Source organism: Cupriavidus sp. UBA2010 (genome assembly GCF_002335265.1).
In the GTDB taxonomy this organism is placed as follows: Bacteria; Pseudomonadota; Gammaproteobacteria; order Burkholderiales; family Burkholderiaceae; genus Cupriavidus; species Cupriavidus metallidurans.
Window position 1 is genome coordinate 256,606 of record NZ_DDCI01000013.1, and the last position, 22,658, is coordinate 279,263.

21 protein-coding genes and 1 tRNA gene are annotated in these 22,658 nt (G+C 64.6%); 10 read left to right on the forward strand and 12 right to left on the reverse strand.

Going from position 1 to position 22,658, the window contains the following annotated elements; genetic code table 11:
• Position 1: 1 nt before the first annotated feature.
• From ntrB to B2246_RS09855, 3 genes are all read right to left on the reverse strand, one after another.
• On the reverse strand, positions 2 to 871 hold the full coding sequence (gene ntrB, locus B2246_RS09845) for a nitrate ABC transporter permease (protein ID WP_411860090.1): 870 nt from the start codon (positions 869 to 871) through the stop codon (positions 2 to 4).
• 111 nt (positions 872 to 982) lie between these two features.
• Positions 983 to 2,287, reverse strand: a complete 1,305-nt coding sequence (locus B2246_RS09850) for a CmpA/NrtA family ABC transporter substrate-binding protein (RefSeq protein ID WP_286881823.1) — start codon at positions 2,285 to 2,287, stop codon at positions 983 to 985.
• Positions 2,288 to 2,651: 364 nt separating this feature from the next.
• Positions 2,652 to 3,287, reverse strand: a complete 636-nt coding sequence (locus B2246_RS09855; protein ID WP_008648901.1) for an ANTAR domain-containing response regulator — start codon at positions 3,285 to 3,287, stop codon at positions 2,652 to 2,654.
• Positions 3,288 to 3,461: 174 nt separating this feature from the next.
• Here B2246_RS09855 and B2246_RS09860 point away from each other — a divergent pair, with 174 nt between their 5' ends.
• Both B2246_RS09860 and maiA read left to right on the forward strand, forming a co-directional pair.
• Positions 3,462 to 4,163 (forward strand): fumarylacetoacetate hydrolase family protein, encoded by a 702-nt coding sequence (locus tag B2246_RS09860; RefSeq protein ID WP_286881822.1) that lies wholly within the window; start codon positions 3,462 to 3,464, stop codon positions 4,161 to 4,163.
• A gap of 4 nt (positions 4,164 to 4,167) precedes the next feature.
• Positions 4,168 to 4,815: a maleylacetoacetate isomerase gene (maiA, locus tag B2246_RS09865; protein WP_008648898.1), complete on the forward strand. Its 648-nt coding sequence runs from the start codon at positions 4,168 to 4,170 to the stop codon at positions 4,813 to 4,815.
• 71 nt (positions 4,816 to 4,886) lie between these two features.
• Here maiA and ftsY read toward each other — a convergent pair whose 3' ends face one another.
• The gene (gene ftsY / locus B2246_RS09870; protein ID WP_035881333.1) at positions 4,887 to 6,149 is read right to left on the reverse strand and encodes a signal recognition particle-docking protein FtsY; all 1,263 of its coding nucleotides are present in this window, start codon (positions 6,147 to 6,149) and stop codon (positions 4,887 to 4,889) included.
• A gap of 60 nt (positions 6,150 to 6,209) precedes the next feature.
• Here ftsY and B2246_RS09875 point away from each other — a divergent pair, with 60 nt between their 5' ends.
• The 5 genes from B2246_RS09875 to B2246_RS09895 all read left to right on the forward strand — a co-directional run bounded on the left by B2246_RS09875 (position 6,210) and on the right by B2246_RS09895 (position 10,862).
• On the forward strand, positions 6,210 to 7,724 hold the full coding sequence (locus B2246_RS09875) for a M16 family metallopeptidase (RefSeq protein ID WP_286881821.1): 1,515 nt from the start codon (positions 6,210 to 6,212) through the stop codon (positions 7,722 to 7,724).
• A gap of 8 nt (positions 7,725 to 7,732) precedes the next feature.
• Positions 7,733 to 9,097 carry a M16 family metallopeptidase gene (locus tag B2246_RS09880; protein ID WP_186425574.1) on the forward strand — a complete coding sequence of 455 codons (1,365 nt, stop codon included), beginning with the start codon at positions 7,733 to 7,735 and terminating at the stop codon, positions 9,095 to 9,097.
• Between the two features lie 108 nt (positions 9,098 to 9,205).
• Positions 9,206 to 9,838, forward strand: coding sequence for a 16S rRNA (guanine(966)-N(2))-methyltransferase RsmD (rsmD, locus tag B2246_RS09885; RefSeq protein WP_187192295.1), 633 nt, complete (start codon positions 9,206 to 9,208; stop codon positions 9,836 to 9,838).
• A 211-nt stretch (positions 9,839 to 10,049) separates the two neighbouring features.
• Positions 10,050 to 10,535 carry a pantetheine-phosphate adenylyltransferase gene (gene coaD / locus B2246_RS09890; RefSeq protein ID WP_008650930.1) on the forward strand — a complete coding sequence of 162 codons (486 nt, stop codon included), beginning with the start codon at positions 10,050 to 10,052 and terminating at the stop codon, positions 10,533 to 10,535.
• 66 nt (positions 10,536 to 10,601) lie between these two features.
• Complete coding sequence (locus B2246_RS09895; protein ID WP_008650933.1) at positions 10,602 to 10,862, forward strand: YfhL family 4Fe-4S dicluster ferredoxin; 261 nt, start codon at positions 10,602 to 10,604, stop codon at positions 10,860 to 10,862.
• A gap of 121 nt (positions 10,863 to 10,983) precedes the next feature.
• Here the strand turns inward: B2246_RS09895 and pth are convergent, their stop codons facing one another.
• The 7 genes from pth to B2246_RS09930 all read right to left on the reverse strand — a co-directional run bounded on the left by pth (position 10,984) and on the right by B2246_RS09930 (position 17,212).
• The gene (gene pth, locus B2246_RS09900; RefSeq protein ID WP_008650934.1) at positions 10,984 to 11,580 is read right to left on the reverse strand and encodes an aminoacyl-tRNA hydrolase; all 597 of its coding nucleotides are present in this window, start codon (positions 11,578 to 11,580) and stop codon (positions 10,984 to 10,986) included.
• 174 nt (positions 11,581 to 11,754) lie between these two features.
• On the reverse strand, positions 11,755 to 12,366 hold the full coding sequence (locus tag B2246_RS09905; RefSeq protein WP_008650935.1) for a 50S ribosomal protein L25/general stress protein Ctc: 612 nt from the start codon (positions 12,364 to 12,366) through the stop codon (positions 11,755 to 11,757).
• Positions 12,367 to 12,536: 170 nt separating this feature from the next.
• Positions 12,537 to 13,490: a ribose-phosphate pyrophosphokinase gene (locus tag B2246_RS09910; RefSeq protein WP_008650936.1), complete on the reverse strand. Its 954-nt coding sequence runs from the start codon at positions 13,488 to 13,490 to the stop codon at positions 12,537 to 12,539.
• 95 nt (positions 13,491 to 13,585) lie between these two features.
• Positions 13,586 to 13,662, reverse strand: a tRNA-Gln gene (locus tag B2246_RS09915).
• A 67-nt stretch (positions 13,663 to 13,729) separates the two neighbouring features.
• On the reverse strand, positions 13,730 to 14,608 hold the full coding sequence (gene ispE, locus B2246_RS09920; protein ID WP_286881820.1) for a 4-(cytidine 5'-diphospho)-2-C-methyl-D-erythritol kinase: 879 nt from the start codon (positions 14,606 to 14,608) through the stop codon (positions 13,730 to 13,732).
• The gene (locus B2246_RS09925; RefSeq protein WP_035881335.1) at positions 14,605 to 15,219 is read right to left on the reverse strand and encodes an outer membrane lipoprotein LolB; all 615 of its coding nucleotides are present in this window, start codon (positions 15,217 to 15,219) and stop codon (positions 14,605 to 14,607) included. Before B2246_RS09925 ends, ispE begins: the two co-directional genes overlap by 4 nt.
• Before the next feature lie 85 nt (positions 15,220 to 15,304).
• Positions 15,305 to 17,212: a tetratricopeptide repeat protein gene (locus tag B2246_RS09930; protein WP_008650941.1), complete on the reverse strand. Its 1,908-nt coding sequence runs from the start codon at positions 17,210 to 17,212 to the stop codon at positions 15,305 to 15,307.
• 269 nt (positions 17,213 to 17,481) lie between these two features.
• Between B2246_RS09930 and mutM the strand changes: the two genes are divergently transcribed.
• From mutM to mutY, 3 genes are all read left to right on the forward strand, one after another.
• Entirely contained in the window at positions 17,482 to 18,375 is an 894-nt protein-coding gene (gene mutM, locus B2246_RS09935) for a bifunctional DNA-formamidopyrimidine glycosylase/DNA-(apurinic or apyrimidinic site) lyase (protein ID WP_008650943.1), read from the forward strand.
• A 332-nt stretch (positions 18,376 to 18,707) separates the two neighbouring features.
• On the forward strand, positions 18,708 to 20,651 hold the full coding sequence (locus B2246_RS09940; protein ID WP_008650944.1) for a dynamin family protein: 1,944 nt from the start codon (positions 18,708 to 18,710) through the stop codon (positions 20,649 to 20,651).
• Between the two features lie 128 nt (positions 20,652 to 20,779).
• Positions 20,780 to 21,931: an A/G-specific adenine glycosylase gene (gene mutY, locus B2246_RS09945; protein WP_286881819.1), complete on the forward strand. Its 1,152-nt coding sequence runs from the start codon at positions 20,780 to 20,782 to the stop codon at positions 21,929 to 21,931.
• A gap of 33 nt (positions 21,932 to 21,964) precedes the next feature.
• On the opposite strand, the gene B2246_RS09950 is transcribed toward mutY, so the two are convergent.
• Positions 21,965 to 22,618: an LON peptidase substrate-binding domain-containing protein gene (locus tag B2246_RS09950; protein WP_008650949.1), complete on the reverse strand. Its 654-nt coding sequence runs from the start codon at positions 22,616 to 22,618 to the stop codon at positions 21,965 to 21,967.
• Positions 22,619 to 22,658 lie beyond the last annotated feature (40 nt).

Here is a 22,658-nt window from a genome sequence, read left to right on the forward strand (position 1 = left end):
ATCAGGTGTTGCCGTAGCTGAAGCGGCGGGCGAGGGCCAGCAGCAGGTGCTCGAGCACCAGGCCCACCACGCCGATGATGAAGATCGCGATCACGATGTGCTCGACCTTGAGGTTGTTCCACTCGTCCCAGAGCCAGAAGCCGATGCCGGTGCCGCCCGTGAGCATTTCCGCGGCGACGATCACGAGCCACGCCGTGCCGATCGACAGCCGCACGCCGGTCAGCATGTACGGCAGTACGGCAGGAAACAGCACGTGCCGGAAGATATTCCACTCGGACAGGTCGAGCACGCGTGCCACGTTCAGGTAGTCCTGCGGCACGCGAGTCACACCCACGGCGGTATTGATGATCATCGGCCAGATCGAGCAGATGAAGATTGCCCAGATCGCGGCGGGATTGGCGGCCTTGAACAGTAGCAGGCCGATCGGCAGCCAGGCCAGCGGGGATACCGGACGCAGCAGACTGATGACGGGCGACGCCATCGCGTTCAGGAACGCGAAGCGCCCCAGCAGGAAGCCGGCCGGAATGCCCACGACCGCGGCCAGGCCAAAGCCCGCCGCCACGCGCGCCAGCGACGCCAGCACGTTCCAGCCGATGCCCTGGTCGTTCGGCCCATTGCGATAGAACGGATCGGCGAACAGCGGCACCGCGGCGTTCCAGGTGGCGCCAGGTGTCGGGATCGACGGGATCAGCGTGGCGATGCCGTGCCACACCAGCACGAACAACGCGAAGCCGATCAGTGGCGGCACGCACTTGAGTACGAACGCGGCAAACGCGTCGCGGCGCGCGGCGCGTTGCTCCAGTGCGGTGATCTCCTGCGCGCGGCGGCGCGACTGTTCCTTGGCGTCCGGATCGACGGCCTCCGGATTCATGGGCGTGGCGCCTTCCGGCGATGACTGGGCGAGAGCATTCACGGCAAGCTCCTGTTCGTGTGGATGGGGGCTGGATGGGGCAGGACCGACCGGGCCGGTCCGTGCGGCGCGTCAGGCCTTGATCTTGAATCCGTCGGCGTAGGCCTTCGGGTCCTTCGTCGCATCCCACGTCACGCCGTCGATCAGCCTGGCGGTGCGGAAGTCGCTCTTCGGTAACGGCACCTGCGCGGCCGCAGCGGCCTGCTTGTAGACGTCGATGCGATTTACCTGCTTGGCCACGGCCAGATAGTCCGGATGCTCTTTCAGCAGCCCCCAGCGCTTGTGCTGGGTCAGGAACCACATGCCGTCAGAAAGGAACGGATAGTTCGCCAGGCCGTCCTGATAGAACTTCATCGAATCGGGGTCGTCCCAGGTCTTGCCCAGACCGTTGCTGTAGCGGCCCAGCATCCGGTCCAGGATGATGTCCATATCCGTGTTCACGTAGGACTTGGCGGCGATCGTCTCGGCGGTCTTGCGGCGGTTGGATGCGGAAGCGTCGATGAACTTCGATGCCTCCAGCACGGCGGCCACCATCGCACGCGCCGTGTTCGGGTACTTCTGCACGAACTCGGCCGTGGTGCCCAGCGTCTTCTCCGGGTGATCCTTCCAGATCGCCTGGGTGGTCTCGGCGGTGAAGCCGATCTTGTCGGCGATCGCGCGCGCGCCCCAAGGCTCACCGACGCAAAAGCCATCCATGTTGCCCACGCGCATGTTGGCCACCATCTGCGGTGGCGGCACAGTGATGGCCTTGGCATCCCGCATCGGATCGATACCGTTGGCGGCCAGCCAGTAGTAGAGCCACATCGCATGGGTGCCGGTCGGGAAGGTCTGCGCGAACACGTAATCGCGCTTTTCCCTGGACATCAGCGCCTTCAGGCTTGCGCCATCCTTGACGCCCTTTTCCGCCAGTTTCGAGGACAGCGTGATCGCCTGGCCGTTGTGGTTCAGGTTCATCAGCACGGCCATGTCTTTCTTCGGCCCGCCGATGCCGAGCTGCACGCCGTAGATCAGGCCGTACAGCACGTGCGCGGCGTCCAGCTCACCATTGACCAGCTTGTCGCGCACACCAGCCCACGAAGCCTCCTTGCTCGGCGTGATCTTGATGCCGTACTTCTTGTCCAGGCCCAGCGTCGACGCCATCACCACCGACGCGCAATCGGTCAGCGGAATGAAGCCGATCCTGACCTCGGGCTTTTCCGGCGCATCGGAGCCGGCGGCCCACGCGCCGCTGCGCACCAGCGGATCGACCAGCGTCATCACGCTGGCGCCGGCGATGGTGGCCAGCGCGCGGCGGCGACCGTGGCAGGCGGGGGCGGCATCCGCGGCAGCGGTGTCGTTGGCGCGCTGGGGCTTCAGGACTTTGAGGCGAGAGGGCATGCGATACGCTCCAGAAAGAGAAAAGGCGTCCCGATCCCCGGCCCGGACACCTGGCCAGGAAGGCCAGCGTTCGGGGCGGGGTTCAGGACGCCGTTGTCCGATGCCTCGCGGTCGACGTTGATCGCGGGCACACATGTTGTGAGGTGCTTCCGGGTGATGCGCGGCCGTCGTTGGCCGTGTCTTGGGTAACGCAAGCGCTATGCCAGCGCTTTTTGGGGTGCCGGAAGGGAAATGGCGGGGCCGGTGGTGCCCGTTTCACTGTCGGGATGCGCCGCCGGGGAATGGCGCCGCGCCAGTCTTGTGCAACGCACCAACGGCGTGCCATGCACAGCGTCCATGTGCCGCGCCCGCAAGCGCCGAGGGATCAGGCCATCACATCGATCACGCGCTGTGCGGCATCCACGAGCCGGATACCGCGCTCCATCGCCATCGAGCGCAGTCGCTTGAAGGCTTCGTCCTCGCTGATGCCGCGCGCCTGCATCAGCAGGCCCTTGGCGCGCTCCACGGTCTTGCGCTCGGCCAGCTTGAGCTTGGTGGCGTCGAGTTCGGCGCGTAGCTGCTGGTCCAGCTGGAAGCGGGCGTAGGCCACATCGAGCACCGTCTTCACCCGTTCGGCACGCAGGCCGTCGACGATGTAGGCGGTGATGCCGGCCGACAGCGCGGCCTTGATGCGCTGAGCGTCGTCGTTATCCGTGAACAGCACGATCGGGCGCGGCGCATGCTGGGTGGAGACGCAGACATGCTCGATGGTGTCGCGCGCGGCCGATTCGGAGGCAATGATGACCAGGTCCGGCTGGCTGGCCGCAATGGTGTCCGGCAGGCGCAGGTCCGCGTCGACCGTCTGCACCTCGGTGAAGCCTGCCTGCGCCAGACCGGCGCGGATCGTCTCCACGTTGAGCGGATCGGCCTCGTGCGGATCACGAACCAGCAGGATGCGCAGGCTCCGGCTCGTGGTGGCTGGCGGTGCTACGGCGGAAGGGGGCGGATGGCGACGGGTCATGGAGGGCGCTTGGTTGCGGTGCAATATGCAAGATTCGCGCCGGGTCTGCTTCCACTGTATGCCACCGTATTCAAGGTGTATCCTTTGCCCCTGCCGCGGCCCACCCGACTGGGCACGACCGGACACGACACCGGGTGCGGCGTTCCATCAAAAAAGAGAAAGCTGGAGAGTTGGATGACCGAATTCGTCTTCGCGCCGCAAGCCCCCGTCGGTGTTCCCGTGCGTGGTGGCAGCGCAAGTTTCCCCGTGCGCCGGGTCTACTGCGTGGGCCGGAACTATGCCGCCCATGCCCGTGAAATGGGTTCGGACCCCGACCGTGAGCCGCCGTTCTTCTTCTGCAAGCCGTCCGACGCGGTCAGCTACGTGGCCGACAACGTCGAGGGCGCCTTCCCGTACCCGCCGGGCACGGGCAATTGCCACTACGAGGTGGAGCTGGTTGTCGCCATCGGCAAGGGCGGCCGCGACATCCCGGTCGAGCAGGCCGCCAGCCATGTCTTCGGCTATGCCATCGGCCTCGACATGACGCGCCGCGACCTGCAGAACGAATCGAAGAAAACCGGCCGCCCTTGGGAAACCGGCAAGGCATTCGACAAGTCCGCGCCGATCGGCCCGATCGTGCCGGTCTCGGCTATCGGCCACCCGGAAAAGGGCGCCGTGACGCTGGCCGTCAATGGCGTGGAGAAGCAGCGTGGCGACCTGTCGGATCTGATCTGGTCGGTGCCTGAAATGGTGTCGTACCTGTCGAAGCTGTTCGAACTGCAGCCGGGCGACCTGATCTACAGCGGCACGCCTGAAGGCGTGGGCCCGGTAGTGAAGGGCGACGTCATGCAATGCCACATCGAATGTGTGGGCGATCTGACCGTCAAGGTGGTGTGAGGCAATGCTCGAGCTCCATAGTTACTTCCGTAGCTCGGCGTCGTTCAGGGTGCGTATCGCGCTGAACCTGAAGGGCTTGCCCTATGACTACAAGGGTGTGCATCTGCTGAGGGAAGGCGGCATGCAGCTGAAGCCCGAGTATCGCGCGCTGAATGCCGATGGCGTGGTGCCGACGCTCGTGGTCGATGGCAGGCCCCTGATCCAGTCGATGGCGATCATCGAGTATCTCGACGAAACCCATCCGGAGCCGGCGCTGCTGCCGAAGGACCCGTTCGAGCGTGCGGTCGTGCGCGGCCTGGCTCAGGAAATCGCCTGCGAGATCCATCCGCTCAACAACCTGCGCGTGCTCAAGTACCTCAAGCACGAGCTCAAGGTGTCGGAGGAGGCCAAGGATGCGTGGTACCGCCACTGGATCGAACAGGGGTTTGCCTCGCTCGAAGTCAATCTGTCGCAACTGGGGCGTGTGGGTCGCTTTGCGTTCGGCGATACGCCGACATTGATCGACTGCTGCCTGGTGCCGCAGGTATTCAACGCGCAGCGCTTCAATGTCGATGTGAGCCGCTTCCCGACGATCGCGAAGATCCATGCCACTTGCATGGAGGTAGACGCGTTCCAGAAGGCCGCGCCAGGGGCGCAGCCGGACAGCGAGTAATCGGTAGCGTTGCCAGAAACAAAAACCCCGGTGTTATCACCGGGGTTTTTGTTTTTGCGTGCCTGCGGGATTCAGCCCAGCAGCGCCTCGGCGAACTCGTCCGCCTTGAACGGCTGCAGGTCCTCGACCTTCTCGCCCACGCCGATGAAGTACACCGGTACCGGGCGCTGGCGCGCGATCGCGGCCAGGATGCCGCCCTTGGCCGTGCCGTCGAGCTTGGTCACGATCAGGCCGGTCAGGCCGAGCGCGTCATCGAACGCGCGCGTCTGGGCCAGTGCGTTCTGACCGGTATTGGCGTCGATCACGAGCAGCACTTCATGCGGTGCGGTCGGCATTGACTTGCCGATCACGCGCTTGACCTTCTTGAGTTCCTCCATCAGGTGAAGCTGCGTGGGCAGGCGGCCAGCGGTATCCGCCATCACGATATCGATCTTGCGCGCGCGCGCCGCGTTGACGGCATCGAAGATCACGGCGGCTGGGTCGCCACTTTCCTGGGCCACCACGGTCACGTTGTTGCGCTCGCCCCAGATCGTGAGCTGTTCGCGCGCGGCGGCGCGGAACGTGTCGCCGGCGGCCAGCAGCACGGACTGGTGATAGGACTGGAAATGCTTGCAGAGCTTACCGATGCTGGTGGTCTTGCCCGCGCCGTTGACGCCGGCAATCATCATCACCAGCGGCTGCTCGCGGCCCAGTTCCATCGTCTTCTCGAGCGGCTTGAGGAGCTGCGTCAGCAGGTCCTTGAGCGCGGCTTTCACACCTTCGGCCGTTTCAATACGATCATTCTTGATGCGGCGGCGCAGTTCGCCCAGCAGATACTCGGTGGCCTCCACGCCGGCATCGGCCATCAGCAGCGCCGTTTCCAGTTCCTCGAACAGCGCCTCGTCGACCTTGACGCCGACGAACAGCACGCCGATGTTGCGGCTGGTCTTCGACAGGCCGGCACGCAGTCGCGACATCCAGCCGCGCTTGGCTTCCGCGGTTTGCGCGGGCGGCGGGGTTAGCTCCAGTTCCTCGATGACCGGCGGCGTATAGCTGGCCGGAGGCGGAGCCGACGCCACGGGCGGCACGACCGGTGGTGCCACGGGTGGCGCCACATGGACGGGCGCCGGGGCGGGCGTTGGAGCCGGCGCCGGTGTTGAAACCGGGGCTGAAACCGGAGTTGCAACGGGTACCGCTACAGGGGGGGCGACAGGGGTTACCGCAGGTGCCGCAGCCGGGGTGGGGGCGGGAAGCGGGGCCGGCGCGGGAGCAGGCGCCGGTGTGGGGGCGGCCGCGGGCGGCTCGACCGGTTCGGGAGCCGGCTCGGCCTTGCGCTTCTTCCAGAAACTAAACATTGGGAAAGGGGTCAATACCCCGGTAGAATCAATCGGCAAAATTCTAGCAGACGGGGTCGCATGAACCATTGCGCTGACGTGTCCGGAGCGGGTGTCGCGAAATTTCCGCGGCGTATTCTTTCTTCTCTCATCCTTGCTTCCCTGATCGGCCCCCTGGCCGGCACTGCGTGGTCCCAGACCCCAGGCGAAGCGCCCAGTGCCGCCACATCAGCCTCGCCACGACAGGGGCCACCACCAGCCCAGCCCACGACGACAGTCGGCCAGGCCCAGGCCGGCACGACCGAATTCCGCCTGTCCAATGGCTTGCGCGTGATCGTCAAGGAAGACCATCGGGCGCCCACGGTGGCCCATATGATCTTCTACCGCGTGGGCGGATTCGACGAGGTCAGCGGCACCACCGGCGTAGCCCACATGCTCGAACACATGATGTTCAAGGGCACGCCGAAGGTACCGGTGGGTGAGTTCTCGCGCCAGATCGCCCTGCTGGGCGGCCGCGAGAACGCCCTGACCAACCGCGACTTCACGCTCTACTACCAGCAGATCTCCAAGCAATACCTGCCGAAGATGATGGAGCTCGAGGCCGACCGCATGGCCAACCTCATCTTCAAGAAGGAAGAGTTCGAGCGAGAGATGAAGGTGGTGATGGAAGAGCGTCGCCTGCGCACCGATGATTCCCCCCGCGGCACCGTCTACGAGCAGTTGCTGGCCACGGTCTACACGGCGATGCCGTACCGGCACCCGGTCATCGGCTGGATGGACGACCTCGTCAACATGCGGGTCGAGGACGTGCACGACTGGTACAAGACCTGGTACGTGCCCAACAACGCCATGGTGATCGTGACGGGCGACGTCAAGCCGGATGAGGTTCGCGCGCTGGCCGAACGCTACTACGGCAAGCTGAAATCGCATCCGCTGCCGCTGCGCAAGACGCAGATCGAGGCGCCGCAGAAGGGCATCAAGCGCATCTGGGTCAAGGCGCCCGCCGAGAATCCCTACATGGTGATGGCCTACAAGGTGCCGCGCCTGCGCGACGTGGAAAAGGATGTCGATCCGTACGCGCTGGAAGTCCTGTCCGCCGTGCTGAACGGCTACGACAATGCGCGTCTGACACGTGAACTCGTGCGCGAGCGGCGACTGGCCGACGACGTGAACGTCGGCTACGACAGCATCAACCGCGCGGACTCGCTGTTCGTGCTCGACGGCACGCCCGCCAACGGCCACACCACGGAAGAGATCGAGGCCGCGCTGCGCGAGGAGATCCAGCGCATCGCCAAGAGCGGCGTGTCCGAGGAAGAGCTCAAGCGCGTCAAGGCCCAGGTCGTGGCAGGCCAGATCTACAAGCGTGACTCGGTGTTCGGGCAGGGCATGGAAATCGGCGTGGCGGAAATCTCTGACATCTCCTGGCGCCAGATCGACCGCATGCTCGACAAGATCAAGGAAGTCACGCCGGCCCAGGTGCAGGCCGTCGCCGCCAAGTATTTCAGCGACGACAACCTGACCGTGGCCACGCTTCTGCCGCAGCCGATCGACCCCAACAAGCCCAAGACCCCGGTCCCCGAAGGCCTGCGTCACTAGGAGCAACAATGTCCTTGTCTGTCATGACGATTGCGTCTCCGCGCCTGTTGCGCCGGCTTGCCGGCGCGGCCTTCGGGGCAGCGGCGCTGCTGGCCAGCGCTGTTGCTCACGCAGCCATCCCAATCGAAAGCTGGACGGCCTCCACGGGCGCGAAGGTGTTCTTTGTGCCGAGCCCGTCGATCCCGATGCTCGACGTCAATATCGACTTCGACGCCGGCAGCCGGTATGACCCGCCCGGCAAGGCCGGCCTTGCCACGCTGACCGCGGCGCTGCTCGACAAGGGCGCCGGCGCGCAGGATGGCCAGCCTGCCCGCAACGAGGCGCAGATCGCCGATGCCTTTGCCGATACCGGCGCCGATTTTGGTGGCGCGGCGGGCGGCGACCGTGGCGGCATCGGTCTGCGCACGCTGACGGCATCGCCGGAACGTGAGCAGTCACTGCGTCTGGCAGCCCAGTTAATCAAGGCGCCGACCTATCCGGACGCCGTGGTGGCACGCGAAAAGCAGCGCCTGATCACGGCAATCCGCGAGGGCGACACACGGCCGGGCGTGATCGCGGACAAGAAGCTGTCGAAGGCGATCTACCCGAATCATCCATATGGCGTATCGGCCACGGCCGAAACTGTCGGGTCGATCACGCATGACGACCTGGTCAAATTCTGGCAGGACAACTACACGGCGAAGCGCGCCGTGGTGACGTTGATCGGCGCGATCGACCGCAAACAGGCCGAACAGATCGCCGAGGAGCTGACGCGTGGCTTGCCTGCCGGCGCGGCGCCGCCGACGATGCCAGACGTGCAGATGACGATCCCGGCCAGCGAGCAGCGGATTCCCCATCCGGCCCAGCAGGCCAGCGTGGCGCTCGGGCAGCCCGCCATCGCGCGCGGCGATCCGGATTACTTCCCGTTGCTGGTCGGCAACTACGTGCTCGGTGGCGGCGGCTTTAGCTCGCGCCTGACCGATCAGGTTCGCGAGAAGCGCGGACTCACCTACGGCGTGGACAGCTATTTCGCGCCGTCCAAGCAGCCGGGGCCGTTCAGTGTCTCGCTGCAGACCAAGAAGGAAAACACCAACGAGGCGCTGGCGCTGGTGCGCGAGATCGTCGCGAAGTATGTGGCGGAGGGCCCCACGGATGTCGAACTGCGCGCGGCCAAGGACAACCTGGTCAATGGTTTCCCGCTGCGCATCGACAGCAACCGCAAGCTACTGACCAACGTGGCCAATATCGGCTGGTATGGCCTCCCGCTGAATTATCTGGACACGTGGACGAGCCAGATCAACAAGGTCACGCGTGAACAGGTGCGCGCCGCATTCCAGCGACATGTGCATCCGGACGCCATGGCGACGGTGATCGTCGGCGGCCCGGAAAAGTGATGCGTCGCACGTGATTTCGGGTGGTCTGGCGCCCATGTGTGGGCCGGGCCACCCGCTGCGGCGGCCGACCTTGCTGTGCAGGCGCGTGGCAGGCTCTACAATCACGGGATGAATTCGCAATCCCGACCTTCGCCCGCACCGCGCGGGCGAACTTCTGTTCCCCGCAAGTCCCCCACCCAGGTGCGCATCATCGGCGGGCGCTGGAAGCGATCGCTGCTGCCGGTGCTCGAAACCGAAGGGCTTCGTCCGACGCCTGACCGTGTGCGCGAAACGTTGTTCAACTGGCTTGGCCAGGACCTGTCCGGCCTGACCTGCCTCGACCTGTTCGCCGGTTCGGGCGCGCTCGGCTTCGAGGCAGCGTCGCGGGGGGCCAGTGCCGTGACGCTGGTCGAAGCCAACCCGCACGTGGTGCGCCAACTCCGTGACAACCAGTACCGGCTCGATGCCTCGCAGGTGAAGATCATCCACAGCGACGCCTTCGCCGCAGCCGCGCAGATGCCGGCGGCCAGCTTCGACGTGGTATTCCTGGACCCGCCCTTCGCCGAAGACTGGCTCGGGCCGGCGCTCGAACACGCGGCGCGTCTGTCACGTCCGGGGGGAGCCATCTACGTCGAAACGGATCGCGCGCTGATCGGCCCCGATGCGCCGATACCGGCGTCCCTGGAGATCATTCGCCAGGCGCGCGCGGGGGCGGTGCATTTCCACCTGCTGCAGCATCGCCTCGCCAACGGCGCTGGCTGACCTGGGTCGTACGACCTCTTTGGTATGCCAGACAAGGGTTTGCGGGCCTGCTGCGGCGCGGCAGAAATGCGGTCTGATGGACTTCCAATTGCCCCGTTTGGGGTTACACTACGCCGCTGTTGTTTGTTTAACGCCCGTCACGCAGCAAGAATCACATTGACTCGGCCTCGCTGATTTGTGGGCCGGCAACGGGCAGCCCAAAGGAGGAAACATGGTCGTCGCCGTCTATCCCGGTACATTCGATCCCATGACCCGGGGACACGAGGATCTCGTCCGCCGTGCGTCGAATATCTTTGACGAACTCGTGGTTGGCGTGGCGCAAAGCCCCAACAAGCGGCCGTTCTTCTCGCTCGAGGAGCGTATCGGTATCGCGCGCGAGGTGCTTGGCCACTACCCGAATGTGCGTGTAGAGGGATTCTCGGGACTTCTCAAGGACTTTGTCCGCAAGAACAACGCGCGCGTGATCGTGCGCGGCCTGCGCGCAGTCTCCGACTTCGAGTACGAGTTCCAGATGGCGGGCATGAACCGTTACCTGCTGCCCGACGTCGAGACAATGTTCCTGACCCCTTCGGACCAGTATCAGTTCATTTCGGGCACGTTCGTGCGTGAAATCGCGGTGCTGGGTGGCGACGTCAGCAAGTTCGTCTTCCCCTCCGTGGAGCGCTGGCTTCAGGAGAAGATCGGCAAAGCCGAATAGAATAGAGGCCTTCGATGCCGTCTCCGTGGCCAGTCGGGCGCGGGCGGATCGCAGGAAGGAAATATCATGGCGCTGATGATCACCGACGACTGCATTAATTGCGACGTTTGTGAGCCTGAGTGCCCGAACGAAGCCATCTCGATGGGGCCCGAGATCTATGAGATCGACCCCGGCAAGTGCACCGAGTGTGTCGGCCATTTCGACGAACCGCAGTGCCAGCAGGTATGCCCTGTGGCGTGTATTCCGAAAGACCCGAACCACGTCGAAACGCACGAGGTGCTGATGCAACGCTATCGGCTGCTCACGGCAGCCAAGCACGTGGCCTGACCGGATCTTTTGTCCGGCTGCTATCGTTCCGGCCCCCACAGGCAAGAGCAGAAAAGAGAAACCCCGCGAAACCGTCAGGTTTGCGGGGTTTTTTCTTTGGAGCCGGCTGTCGGGGCGCGTGCTAGCGGCCCGTGTGCAGTTCCATCATCGCGCGCTCGCTCTCGCCGCGCGCAAGCGTGCCCAGCGGGCCGATGCAGCGGTCGATCGCTTCGTCGATCGCTTGCTGTTCTTCCTTGCGTGGTGGCTTGAGCACAAAATTGACCACATCCTCGCGGCCGCCGGCCGTGCCGCCCGGCGCATTGCGCGGATGGCCGACGCCGATGCGCAGACGCCAGTAGTCCTGGGTAGTCAGGTGCGCTGAAATGTCCTTGAGGCCATTATGGCCACCCGAGCCACCGCCGCGCTTGAGCTTGGCCGAGCCGGCGGGCAGATCCATTTCGTCATGGGCGACCACGATCTCGTCGGGCAGGATCTTGTAAAAGCGCGCCAGCGACACCACGGAAAGGCCAGAGCGGTTCATGAACGTGGAAGGCTTGAGCAGCCAGACATCCTGATCCCACAAACGGGCGCGGCCAGCCAGGCCGTGAAAGCGGCTTTCCACGCGCAGGGTTGTGCCACCCATGCGGGCGAGTTGGTCGACAAGCCAGAAGCCGGCGTTGTGCCGGGTGGCTTCGTACTCCGCCCCGGGATTGCCGAGGCCGACGATGAGCTTGATCATGCGTTGAGAACGGAATGCGGTAAATCGGACGCCTGAGGGCACCGTGGAACGCGACACAGGATACGCGAAAAAGCGCACGAAAAAGCCGCGCGAAAAAAAACCGCCGGCGAACCGGCGGTCTTTCTTGATGCGCCAGCGGTTGCGAGACCGCTATGGCATCTGGCGCGAAGACGCTTAGGCAGCGGGCGTTTCTTCGCCGCCTTCGGCAGCTTCCGACGACTGAGCGCCAGCCGGCAGCGTGATGCTGGCGATGGCCGGGTTTTCGTCGCCGTGGGTGATGGCGGTCACGCCCTTCGGCAGCTTCAGGTCCGACAGGTGGATGGTCTGGTTCAGCTCGGCTGCGGCCAGATCCACTTCGATGAACTCGGGCAGGTCGGCCGGCAGGCACGACACTTCCAGATCGTTCAGGATGTGGCTGACGATACCGTGGCCCAGCTTCACGCCAGGAGCGGTTTCCTGGTTCATGAAGTGCAGCGGCACCTTCACGTGGATCTTCTCGGAGGCCGACACGCGCTGGAAGTCAACGTGCAGCACCAGCGGCTTGAACGGGTGCATCTGGAACGCACGCAGCAGAGCCTTCTCGGACTTGCCAGCCACTTCCAGATCCAGGATCGACGAGTGGAAGGCTTCCTTCTTCAGGGCGTGCCACAGCGCGTTGTGATCCAGTTCGATCATCTTCGGTTCGGCGGCGCCGCCGTAGATGATGCCGGGGGTCTTGCCCGAATTGCGCAGGCGGCGGCTCGCACCCGTTCCCTGTACGCTACGCTCGAAAGCGATAACTTTCATTTTCAACTCCAAATGTGAAGAAGGCTGTCCGCGACCAGACAGCCTCGACTAGCGGCGCGCATCAAGTGATTGCGCCGCCTGAATCACGTTGGCCGCCCTTTCAGGCGGCCAACGCAGTAAAGCCAAATATTCTAGCAGGTATCTGCCAGTACCGTCCCAACCAGTGTCGATCAGGCGTCGGCGAACAGCGACATGATCGAGTCGCCCCGGACGATCCGGGTGAAGGTCTCGGCCAGCAGCGGGGCGGTCGTGACCTGACGGATCTTGCCGGTCTGACGGGCTTCGTCGGACAGCGGGATCGTGTCGCACACCACCACTTCGTCCAGCGCGGACGCGGCGATGCGGGCAACCGCGCCACCCGACAGCACCGGGTGCGTGCAGTACGCGAATACCTTCTGGGCGCCACGTTCCTTCAGCACCTGCGCGGCCTTGCACAGCGTGCCGCCGGTGTCGATCATGTCGTCCATGATCACGCAGTTGCGGCCGGCGACTTCACCGATGATGTTCATCACCTCGGACACGTTGGCCTTCGGGCGACGCTTGTCGATGATGGCCAGGTCGCAGTCGAGCTGCTTGGCCAGCGCACGGGCGCGCACCACGCCGCCAACGTCCGGAGACACTACCAGCAGATTGCCATAGTTCTTCTCGCGCAGATCGCCAAGCAGGACCGGGGATGCGTAGATGTTGTCGACGGGGATATCGAAGAAGCCCTGGATCTGGTCAGCGTGCAGGTCCATCGTCAGCACGCGTTCCACGCCGGCCACTTCCAGCATGTTGGCCACGATCTTGGCCGAGATGGCCACGCGCGCCGAACGCGGGCGGCGATCCTGGCGGGCATAGCCGAAGTAGGGCATGGCGGCGGTGATGCTGCGTGCCGAAGCGCGCTTGAGCGCGTCGACCATCACCATCAGTTCCATCAGGTTGTCGTTGGTCGGCGCGCAGGTCGACTGCAGCACGATGACGTGCTTGCCGCGAACGTTTTCCTGGATTTCTACCTGGACTTCACCGTCGGAGAAACGGCCGACCAGAGCCTTGCCGAGCGGAATGCCGAGGTGCTGTACGACAGCCTCCGCGAGTTTAGGGTTGGCATTGCCGGTAAATACCATCAAGCCTTCGACGCTCATTCGGGGCACCTGTCTTGCTACTGGGGGGGCTTTGCGCCACCGGCAATGCCGGCAGCGAATTTCTGCATGTCCGCTCTGGACACTATAGGAAGTAATGGCAGGGGAAGAAGGATTCGAACCTTCGAATGCCGGAATCAAAATCCGGTGCCTTGACCAACTTGGCGACTCCCCTACACAACCTTTAACGTCTGTCGTTGCGCTGACTTTAAACCGTCAGTACATCGCCAGGCGAAAACCTGCTACGCGAACGTTGCGAGCGGGTGATGTGACAAATTTTTCACACACCTGCCATCCCATTCAGATGGCAACCTTTCCATCACTCTCTGCGCAGTCTGCTCGTCTTCAAAGCGGGCAAATACGCAGGCTCCGGAACCGGTCATCCTTGCTTGTGGACTGTAATTTTTCAGCCACTCAAGGGCTCGGGCAACTTCGCCGAACTTCGCTGTTGCTATCGTTTCCAGATCGTTGCGACCGAAAGCGAATTTGTTTGTGCAAGCAGCGAAGTCCGCAACTATAGAGATTGGAGAATTCCTTGTCAAGCGTTCGTCCGAAAATATTGCTGCGGTCGGCACATGTTGCCGCGGATGGATGACCACGAACCAGCTGTCGGGCAGCGTCACTGGCGTCAACTCCTCGCCCACGCCTTCGGCGAACGCGTTCTGGCCGAAAACGAACACGGGCACGTCCGCGCCGAGCGAAAGGCCGATGCGCATCAGTTCTGTGCGCGGCAGGTTCACGCCCCACAGGTGGTTCAGCGCCAGCAGCGTGGTCGCGGCGTCGGACGACCCGCCGCCGATGCCGCCACCCATGGGCAGGATCTTGTCGATGGCGATGTCCACGCCGAAACGCGTGCCGCCGGCCGCCTGCAATGCGCGGGCCGCGCGCACGACGAGGTCGGTATCGGCCGGCACCCCGGGGATGTCGGTAACACGCGTGATCACGCCATCGTCACGGCGATGAAAGTGCAGCGTGTCAGACCAGTCGATGAGCTGGAACACGGTCTGCAACGTGTGGTAGCCGTCGGGGCGGCGGCCGGTCACGTGCAGGAACAGGTTGAGCTTGGCTGGGGCCGGGCAGTTGCGCAGCTCCGGTGGCGGCAGGGCCGTGCCGACGGTCATTCTTTGTTCTCCGGGTCGATTACGAGCCGCACCGACAGCGGCGATTCATTGCCATCGCGTGCCATGTCGATACGGCGGGGCAGCGTGGTCGTGGGCGTGGCGTTCTCGGGCGTGTCCTGCCAGGCCAGGTAGCGCACGGTCCAGCCACTCTGCCGCAGGGTGTCGGGGCGGCCGTTCGCGTCGCGCGTGATGTTCGATGGTATGCCCGGCGCGGCGCGGCCATGCAGCCAGTCGCGCATGCCAGATACCGGCAGCGAGAATCCGAGCGCCTGCTCCATCAGGCTGTCGACCTCGGGCGCATTGCGCGGCGCCTCGTTAGGCAGGTCGAGCGTGGCCCCGGATGGGGTCGCCGTGACGATGGCCAGCGTCTGGCCCAGCGGCGAAACGAGATCGAGCCGCACGTTGCGGCCTTGTTCCTGCCAGCGGAAGCTGCCCTGCACGCCTTCGTTGCGGCCGTAGCGGACGTAGTTGGCGGAGAACCGGCCGGTGTAAAGCTGGCTGGCGGCGGTTTCGCCGGCATCGAAGCCGCGCGTTGGTGCGACGCTGGCGCACGCGGCGAGCCAGAGCGGTGTGGCCAGGCAGAGCAGGGCCAATCGACGGGATCGGAGCATGTTCAAGTGTTGGGATAATTGGCGCACGCCAGAACGAACCGCCCGGGCGCTGGCCCGGGCGTGCGACGTGCTTGCCTGATGTGAACTACTTCGACAGCAGGACGTTCTGGTTGTAACGGCGCAGGGTGTCGATCAGCGTCTGATTGTCTGGCTCGACCTTCGCCGCCTCGTTCCACGTCTTGCGTGCCTCGTCGTGCTGGCCGAGTTGCCAGAGCACCTCGCCCAGATGCGCGCCGATTTCGGCCTCAGGGGCCTTGGCGAACGCGTTCTTGAGCAGATCCGCCGCGGGCTGCAGTTCGCCCTGACGGTACTTGACCCACGCCAGGCTGTCCATGATGTAGGGATCATCCGGTCCGAGCTCGGATGCGCGTTCGAGCAGCTTGCGCGCTTCCGGCAGACGCTCGTTACGGTCGGCCAGTGAGTAGCCGAGCGCGTTGTAGCCCTGCTTCTGGTCGGGCTGCAGCGCGATCACCTTGAGCAGGCCACGCTCCATGCTGTCGTAGCGCTTCTCGCGTTCGTCGAGCATCGCCAGTTCGTAGATCCAGTCCGCATTGTCGGGCTCGGCCTTGACGCGTTCGTCCAGCACCTTGCGCGCGCGGTCGTACGCCTTGCTGTCCATCAGCGCGGCCACCTCGGCCTGACGGATAGCGGCCATGCGCAGGGCGCGCTGCGCGGGATCGGGGATGTCTTCGGCGTCGGCCAGCATGTCGCCAAATACGGCCTGCGCATCGTCGAGCTTGCCCATGCGTGCCAGCAACTGGCCACGCTTGGCCTGCGCGGCCAGGGTCAGGCGCGGGTCCTCGATTCGGTCGAGCCAGTCGATTGCCGCGGGATAGTCTTTCTTTTCCTCGGCGATCTGCGCGAGGTACTGGTACGCGATGTCGGGGTTGGCCGCTGGCGACTTCTCCGCCATCTGCAGGTACTCCTTCAGATAGCGTTCGGCATCGTCATAACTGCGCGCCTGCAGGCTGGTCAGCCCCAGAGCCAGCGGCACACGCGGATCGGTCGGCGCAACCTTGCGCAGGACCTCGAACTCGGCACGGGCCGAATCCATGTCGTTCTGCTGCAGATACAGCCTTGCCAGCGTGATGTGGCCGTTGACTGACGAGGGCGACTTGGCCAGGAAGCGCTTCATCACCGCGATCGACTTGTCGGGGGCCGATTCGGCTTGCATTTCGGCAGACATGAGCGCGGCAGCTTCGAGGTTCGGCTTGAGCCGAAGCGCCTCATCAAGCTCGGTCAGCGCGCCCTGGCTGTCTCCGGCCATCTCTTGCGCACGCGCCAGGGCCAGGTGAGTTTCCGGCAGCTTCGAATCGTTGGCGGTCAGGCGCTGGAGCACGGCGACTGCGCCTGCGGGGTCACTCGTGCGCGACATCTGCTGCTGCAATTGCAGGATGGCGTCCCCGCGATGCGCGGCTGGCGCCGTCGCCAGCTGGCGGCTCAGCAGGGGCTCGGCTTCCTCCCAGCGTCCGTTGAGCACGAGCAGTGTTGCCAGGACCTGGCTTGCTGCCGGCGATTTCGGCGCCAGGTCGGACCAGAGCCGGGCGCCATCCAGCGCCTGCTGCGAACTGCGCGCGTTGAATGCGATTTCGGTGGCGCGCTGGGCCAGTCTCGGGTCACGCGTTTCGCGAGCAAGATCAAGATAGGTCCGGTATGCCGCGCCGGCCATCCCGCGTTGCAGCGAGATTTCCGCCGCCAGCACTCGGTAGAGGATGTCTGGCGACAGCGAAACATTGGGTAGTGGCGTCCGCTGCGCGCGTGCTGCCGACGACGGCGCTGGAACGTCGATGACCTCGTCATCGTTCTGGGCAACCTTGGCCGGTGCGGCATGGGAAGCGAGCGAAACCAGCGCCAGGCACGCAGCCACGCCCAGGGCGCGCGCATGGCGACGGAAACGTCCGGCGGGGGAAATCGTCGGACCGGTGGCAGTGAAAGCTTTCATTTGCGAAGATTCCGGGCGCATGGCCTGAAAGGACGAAAGATGGTCCGGCATGAAATCGATGCTCCGGCGCGCGGGGGCGTTGCAGTCAATGGAGGCATTGTAGCCTGCCGCTACAATGCGCTGCTTGCCTTGCCCGGCGCCCTTGGGTTGGCTACGTACGGCAGCCCGCACAATGTGCGCCGCTTCCGGTCACATGGCAGGGCAAATCCTGCCTCGTTGGATCGGGAAAACAGGCAAGAGGTTCTTGGGAATTGATTGGATAAGGGCTGATAAGGGTCCGGAAGCCCGCTGCCGGCCGGCGGATGGAATAAGGGGGGGCGATGCCAGAACTGCCGGAAGTCGAGGTCACGCGGCGTGGATTGCTGCCGCACGTAGTGGGCCGCCGCATTACCGATGTGACCGTGCGCCACCGGGGCTTGCGCTGGCCGGTCGAGCCGGAACTGGAGGCGCGACTGACGGGCCGCACCATCGGCCGTATCGAGCGACGCGGCAAGTATCTGCTGCTGGAATGCCTGCCGCCGGTCGACGCCACCCGGGCGGGGACAGGCGAGGACGCCGCGCCCGGCTGGCTGCTGGTGCACCTGGGCATGACGGGCACGCTGCGCGTCTATCCGGATCCGCCCGCGCCGGGCGCGCATGATCATCTCGACCTGTTGCTGGCTGCCGGCCCGGATACCGCGAAGGCCGAGCCGGTTGTCCTGCGTTTCCGCGACCCGCGCCGCTTCGGCGCCATTCTCTGGACGCCGCTTGCCGAATCGGACCTGCCCGGGCATCCGCTGCTGAGCAGGCTCGGCATCGAGCCCTTCGACCCGCGCTTCGATGGCGCATGGCTTCATCGAGGCATGCGCGGGCGTTCCATGGCGATCAAGCAGGCTCTGCTGGCGGGCGACGTCGTCGTCGGCGTTGGCAACATCTACTGCTCCGAGAGCTTGTTTCGCGCCGGCATTCGGCCGACCACGCAGGCCGGGCGGCTGAGCCTGGCGCGCTGCGAGAAGCTGGCCGTTGCCGTGCGCGAGACGCTGGCGGAGGCCATTGCACGCGGCGGCAGCACATTGCGCGACTTCGTCGGCAGCGACGGCAGCAGTGGCTATTTCCAGCTCGACTGTTTTGTCTACGATCGTGCCGGCGAGCCATGTCGCATTTGCGGCACTCCGATCCGTCAGATCCTGCAGGGCCAGCGATCGACGTTCTATTGCCCGCACTGCCAGCACTGACCCGTCGCCGGGGCGCAAAGCCTGTCCGGGACGGTCTGGCACACGCCGAACCGGTCTGGATTTCTTGTTGAAATCGCCTGCCGATGGGTCGGCGCAACACTCGCGCAGGTGGAATGCCGTAAGGGGCGTGAATTCCACAAAATCGTGCAAGAAACCTGTATCGTGTGCGCAGACATAAAAAGTTACAAAATGCGCCAAGCCACCCTGCCGATGGGGCATGGACCTGGCCGTCGACTTGCCAAGGGACCGCAGGGTCAGTGGAACCATCCCGGGGCCAGTTGTGCAATACGAGCCCGAAACCAATAAATCCGAGCCGAAAAGCGAACCACTCCATGACGAGCCTCGCACAGCAATTCGAACAATATGGCGCCTGGAGAACCGGGGTTCTTCATTCTCTCGCCGACTTCCAGTCCTGGCTGCAGCAATACGATCTCTATGACGCCACCGCGGAAGACCGCGTGCAGCGCATCCAGAACGTGCTCAGGAGCGACCGGCTCAAGGTCGCTTTCATCGCCGAGTTCTCGCGCGGCAAGAGCGAACTGATCAACGCCATCTTCTTTGCCGACTACGGTCGACGCATCCTGCCGTCATCGGCCGGCCGCACCACGATGTGCCCGACGGAGTTGCGCTACGACGAGAACGAGGTGCCGTGCATCCGGCTGCTGCCGATCGAGACGCGCCTGCAGGACGCGTCCACGGCGGACTTCATGGAGCCCGGTTCCGCGAATTCTCACTGGACCACGGTACCGCTCGACCCGTCGTCGCCCGATGGCATGCTGGCTGCGTTCCAGCACGTCGTGGAGACCACGCGCGTGAGCCCGGCCGAGGCCGAGGCGCTGGGCCTGTACAACGAGAACGATCCGGATGCCGCCTGGGCGGTGGATGCCGATGGCATGGTGGAGATCTCGCGCTGGCGCCATGCGGTGATCAACTTCCCGCATCCGTTGCTGCGCCAGGGTCTGGTGATCCTGGACACGCCGGGCCTGAACGCGATCGGTACCGAGCCCGAACTGACGCTGCGCCTGATTCCCGATGCGCACGTGGTGGTATTCGTGCTGGCCGCCGATGCCGGCGTGACCAAGAGCGACCTCGATCTCTGGCGCAGCCATGTGGGCGCCGGCCATCGCCGCGGTTGCCTGGCCGTGTTGAACAAGATCGATGGTCTCTGGGACCCGCTCAAGTCATCATCCGAGATCGCGTCGGAGATTTCGCGCCAGGTCCGTACGACCGCGCAGACGCTCGGCATCGAGGAACGCCGGGTCTACCCGGTATCGGCACAGAAGGGGCTGGTGGCCAAGGTCACCAACGACGAGCCGATGCTCGTGCGCAGCAACTTGATGCAGTTCGAGCACGTGCTGTCGGACCAGCTCATTCCGCAGCGGCGCGAGATCGTGGCCGACCAGGTACAGCGCCTGGTACAGGAGATGTCGCGCGGCGCCCAGCAACTGCTGCAGAGCCGCCGGCGCGATATCGTCGAGCAGTTGTTCGAGTTACGCGGCCTGCGTGGCAAGAACCATGCGATGGTCAAGCACATGCTGATGCGCGTGCAGAGCGAGAAGGAGGAGTTCGAGCAGAGCATCGCGAAATTCCAGGCGCTGCGGCTGGTATTCGGGCGGCATAGCGCGGACATCATCAAGAGCCTGCAACTGCGCGACGTTCGCCGCACGATGCGCGATGCGCGCGAGCAGATGAAGGAGCGCTTCTTCTCGCGCGGCCTGCGCGAGGACATGGAAGCGCTGTTCGGCCAGCTTACCGGGTTGATTACCGACGCCGATCAGAAGATCGTTGGCCTGCACCAGCTCGTTGAAAGCATGTATCGGCGCTTCAATGCCGAACATGGTTTCACGCTGCCTTCGCCGATGCAGTTCGTGACGTCGCGCTATACCAACGAACTGCAGGAAACGCTGCAATTGGTGAACACGCATTTCGGCGCCGTGCACATGCTGACGCGCTCGCGTCCGCAACTGGTGCAGAACGCATTCGCGACGATGGCCAGCCGCGTGCTCGAGAACTTCCGCGATCTGAATCGCGATATCGAGATCTGGCTGAAGTCGGTGATGACGCCGCTCGAGGCGCAGGTACGCGAGCACCAGAAGCAATTGCGCCGACGCGTCGATTCGATCGAGCGCATCCACGAGGCCACGGACACGCTGGAATCGCGCATTGCCGAACTTGAGGAAGTGCTGAACGGCCTCGATGAGCGGAGCACGAAGATCGAGAGCTTCGCGCGCAGGCTGGTGGACGTGCCCCCGGAAGCAACGGCGCGCGCGGCGTAGTCGGAGCGTCCCCCTCGTCCACTTGTGGGAGAGGGGGCAGACCCGGCGATCTGGGAAGGGTATTGCAACCGCCGATGTATCATGTGGCGCCGCCTGTGAGCGGCGCTTTTTCTTTTCAAGATCCCGCAATGCCCCGCAAGCCTGCCGCCGCCCCCACCATGCCCGAGACCATCGCCGTGCCATCCGATTTCGGTATGCGCGTGGTGACGTGGCAGCGCCAGCACGGCCGACACGACCTGCCCTGGCAGAACACTCGCGATCCGTACCGCATCTGGCTGTCCGAGATCATGCTGCAGCAGACGCAGGTGGCAGCGGTGATCGAGTATTTCCAGCGCTTCGTGACGGCGCTGCCCACGGTTGCCGCTCTGGCGGCAGCGTCTGCCGACGAGGTCATGGCCTTGTGGGCCGGGCTGGGCTACTACTCGCGCGCGCGCAATCTTCATCGCTGCGCCAAGACCGTGGTGGATGAGCACGCTGGCGTGTTTCCGACCGCCCCAGAGGTGCTCGTAACGCTGCCCGGCATCGGTCGCTCCACGGCTGCGGCGATCGCGGCGTTCAGTGCCGGCGTTCGTTCTCCGATCCTGGACGGCAACGTCAAGCGCGTCTTCGCGCGTGTGTTCGGCATTCACGGTTATCCCGGCGAGCGCGCGATCGAGAATCGGATGTGGGCGCTGGCCGAACAGGCGCTGCCGCCTGCCGGACGTCATCAGGCAGATCACATGGTGGCCTACACGCAGGGATTGATGGACCTCGGCGCCACGATCTGCTCGCGCGGCAAGCCAGCCTGTCTGGCCGACGCAGAGGCGTGCCCGCTCGTGGCCGATTGCGTGGCCCGCAAGGACAACCTCACCGCCGTGCTGCCCACGCCGAAGCCACGCGCGGCGATTCCGGAGCGCAGCGCTGTGATGCTGATCGTCCGGCATGGACGCGATGTGCTCGTGCAGTTGCGTCCCAGCAGCGGCATCTGGGGCGGCTTGTGGAGTCTGCCTGAAATGCCGGTCGACGCGGTACCGTTCGATTCGGAGGTCGCCGAGGAGTCGGCGCTGCAGTTAGCCCGCGCGTATGGCTCGCCTGCACGCGCGTATCTGGCTGGCGAACTGACGCATGTGTTTACCCATTTTCGCCTGATGATTCGCGCGATTCGCGTCGATCTGGACGCCGTCGCGCTTGAGGGTAATGCCGCGAGCCGGTGGCTGTCTCTTGACGATCTCGACATGCTGGGCACTCCGGCCCCGGTGCGCAAGCTGCTGGAAGATCAGGCGAGACTCGGACTTTTCTGAGTTGCCCGCTCGGAAGGCGGCTCAGAAGGCGGCTCAGACGATGTGGTGCTGTCGCATGTAGCGATGCACGATCTCGATGCGCACGCCGGCATCAGGTAGCTCCATCAGCATCTGCTTGGCCTTGAGTGGCACCGGCAACAACTCGCACAGCCGGTTGACCACCCAGCTCGGATCGTCCCAGAGATAGGGCTCTCCGAAGGGCAGTTTCGGCTTGTCGGGCTGGTCCGTGTGGAGCGAGGTCACGATTCGACGCAACGCGGCCAGGCACTCGCCCAGCAATTCCAGCTTGCAGTCGATGACATCCGGAGGCAGCAGTTCCACGCTCGCCACGAGCAAGCCGTCATCACGCGTGGCGTGGGACAGCACCCGGAAGCGTTGGCGTCCGCGCGTTTCAATCAGCAGGACGCCGAGTTGCTCCACGTTGCAATCGACGATCTCCGCAAGACAGCCGATGGATTCGGGTTCGGTGGTCTGGCCCGGCTGCGCGACTTCCTCTCCGGTGGCAATCAGACAGACGCCGAACGGCAGATGGTCGCGCATACAGTTGCGCACCATGTCGACGTAGCGTTTCTCGAATACACGGAGAGGCAGACGGCCGTCTGGAAACAGGACCGTGTGCAGAGGGAACAGCGGCAGCGCATCCAGGGTGGCGGAATCGGATGCGGTGCCGGAAAGAAAGGTCGACATGCGGTTGGCCGGCTCCAGTCATGGGAAAACGGCGGGGCGC

What these genes read in the sequence shown, in the direction of transcription:
- ntrB (WP_411860090.1), bottom strand. Translation starts at nt 871, where the DNA reads ATGAATCCGGAGGCCGTCGATCCGGACGCCAAGGAACAGTCGCGCCGC.
- B2246_RS09850 (WP_286881823.1), bottom strand. Translation starts at nt 2,287, where the DNA reads ATGCCCTCTCGCCTCAAAGTCCTGAAGCCCCAGCGCGCCAACGACACC.
- B2246_RS09855 (WP_008648901.1), bottom strand. Translation starts at nt 3,287, where the DNA reads ATGACCCGTCGCCATCCGCCCCCTTCCGCCGTAGCACCGCCAGCCACC.
- B2246_RS09860 (WP_286881822.1), top strand. Translation starts at nt 3,462, where the DNA reads ATGACCGAATTCGTCTTCGCGCCGCAAGCCCCCGTCGGTGTTCCCGTG.
- maiA (WP_008648898.1), top strand. Translation starts at nt 4,168, where the DNA reads ATGCTCGAGCTCCATAGTTACTTCCGTAGCTCGGCGTCGTTCAGGGTG.
- ftsY (WP_035881333.1), bottom strand. Translation starts at nt 6,149, where the DNA reads ATGTTTAGTTTCTGGAAGAAGCGCAAGGCCGAGCCGGCTCCCGAACCG.
- B2246_RS09875 (WP_286881821.1), top strand. Translation starts at nt 6,210, where the DNA reads ATGAACCATTGCGCTGACGTGTCCGGAGCGGGTGTCGCGAAATTTCCG.
- B2246_RS09880 (WP_186425574.1), top strand. Translation starts at nt 7,733, where the DNA reads ATGTCCTTGTCTGTCATGACGATTGCGTCTCCGCGCCTGTTGCGCCGG.
- rsmD (WP_187192295.1), top strand. Translation starts at nt 9,206, where the DNA reads ATGAATTCGCAATCCCGACCTTCGCCCGCACCGCGCGGGCGAACTTCT.
- coaD (WP_008650930.1), top strand. Translation starts at nt 10,050, where the DNA reads ATGGTCGTCGCCGTCTATCCCGGTACATTCGATCCCATGACCCGGGGA.
- B2246_RS09895 (WP_008650933.1), top strand. Translation starts at nt 10,602, where the DNA reads ATGGCGCTGATGATCACCGACGACTGCATTAATTGCGACGTTTGTGAG.
- pth (WP_008650934.1), bottom strand. Translation starts at nt 11,580, where the DNA reads ATGATCAAGCTCATCGTCGGCCTCGGCAATCCCGGGGCGGAGTACGAA.
- B2246_RS09905 (WP_008650935.1), bottom strand. Translation starts at nt 12,366, where the DNA reads ATGAAAGTTATCGCTTTCGAGCGTAGCGTACAGGGAACGGGTGCGAGC.
- B2246_RS09910 (WP_008650936.1), bottom strand. Translation starts at nt 13,490, where the DNA reads ATGAGCGTCGAAGGCTTGATGGTATTTACCGGCAATGCCAACCCTAAA.
- ispE (WP_286881820.1), bottom strand. Translation starts at nt 14,608, where the DNA reads ATGACCGTCGGCACGGCCCTGCCGCCACCGGAGCTGCGCAACTGCCCG.
- B2246_RS09925 (WP_035881335.1), bottom strand. Translation starts at nt 15,219, where the DNA reads ATGCTCCGATCCCGTCGATTGGCCCTGCTCTGCCTGGCCACACCGCTC.
- B2246_RS09930 (WP_008650941.1), bottom strand. Translation starts at nt 17,212, where the DNA reads ATGCCGGACCATCTTTCGTCCTTTCAGGCCATGCGCCCGGAATCTTCG.
- mutM (WP_008650943.1), top strand. Translation starts at nt 17,482, where the DNA reads ATGCCAGAACTGCCGGAAGTCGAGGTCACGCGGCGTGGATTGCTGCCG.
- B2246_RS09940 (WP_008650944.1), top strand. Translation starts at nt 18,708, where the DNA reads ATGACGAGCCTCGCACAGCAATTCGAACAATATGGCGCCTGGAGAACC.
- mutY (WP_286881819.1), top strand. Translation starts at nt 20,780, where the DNA reads ATGCCCCGCAAGCCTGCCGCCGCCCCCACCATGCCCGAGACCATCGCC.
- B2246_RS09950 (WP_008650949.1), bottom strand. Translation starts at nt 22,618, where the DNA reads ATGTCGACCTTTCTTTCCGGCACCGCATCCGATTCCGCCACCCTGGAT.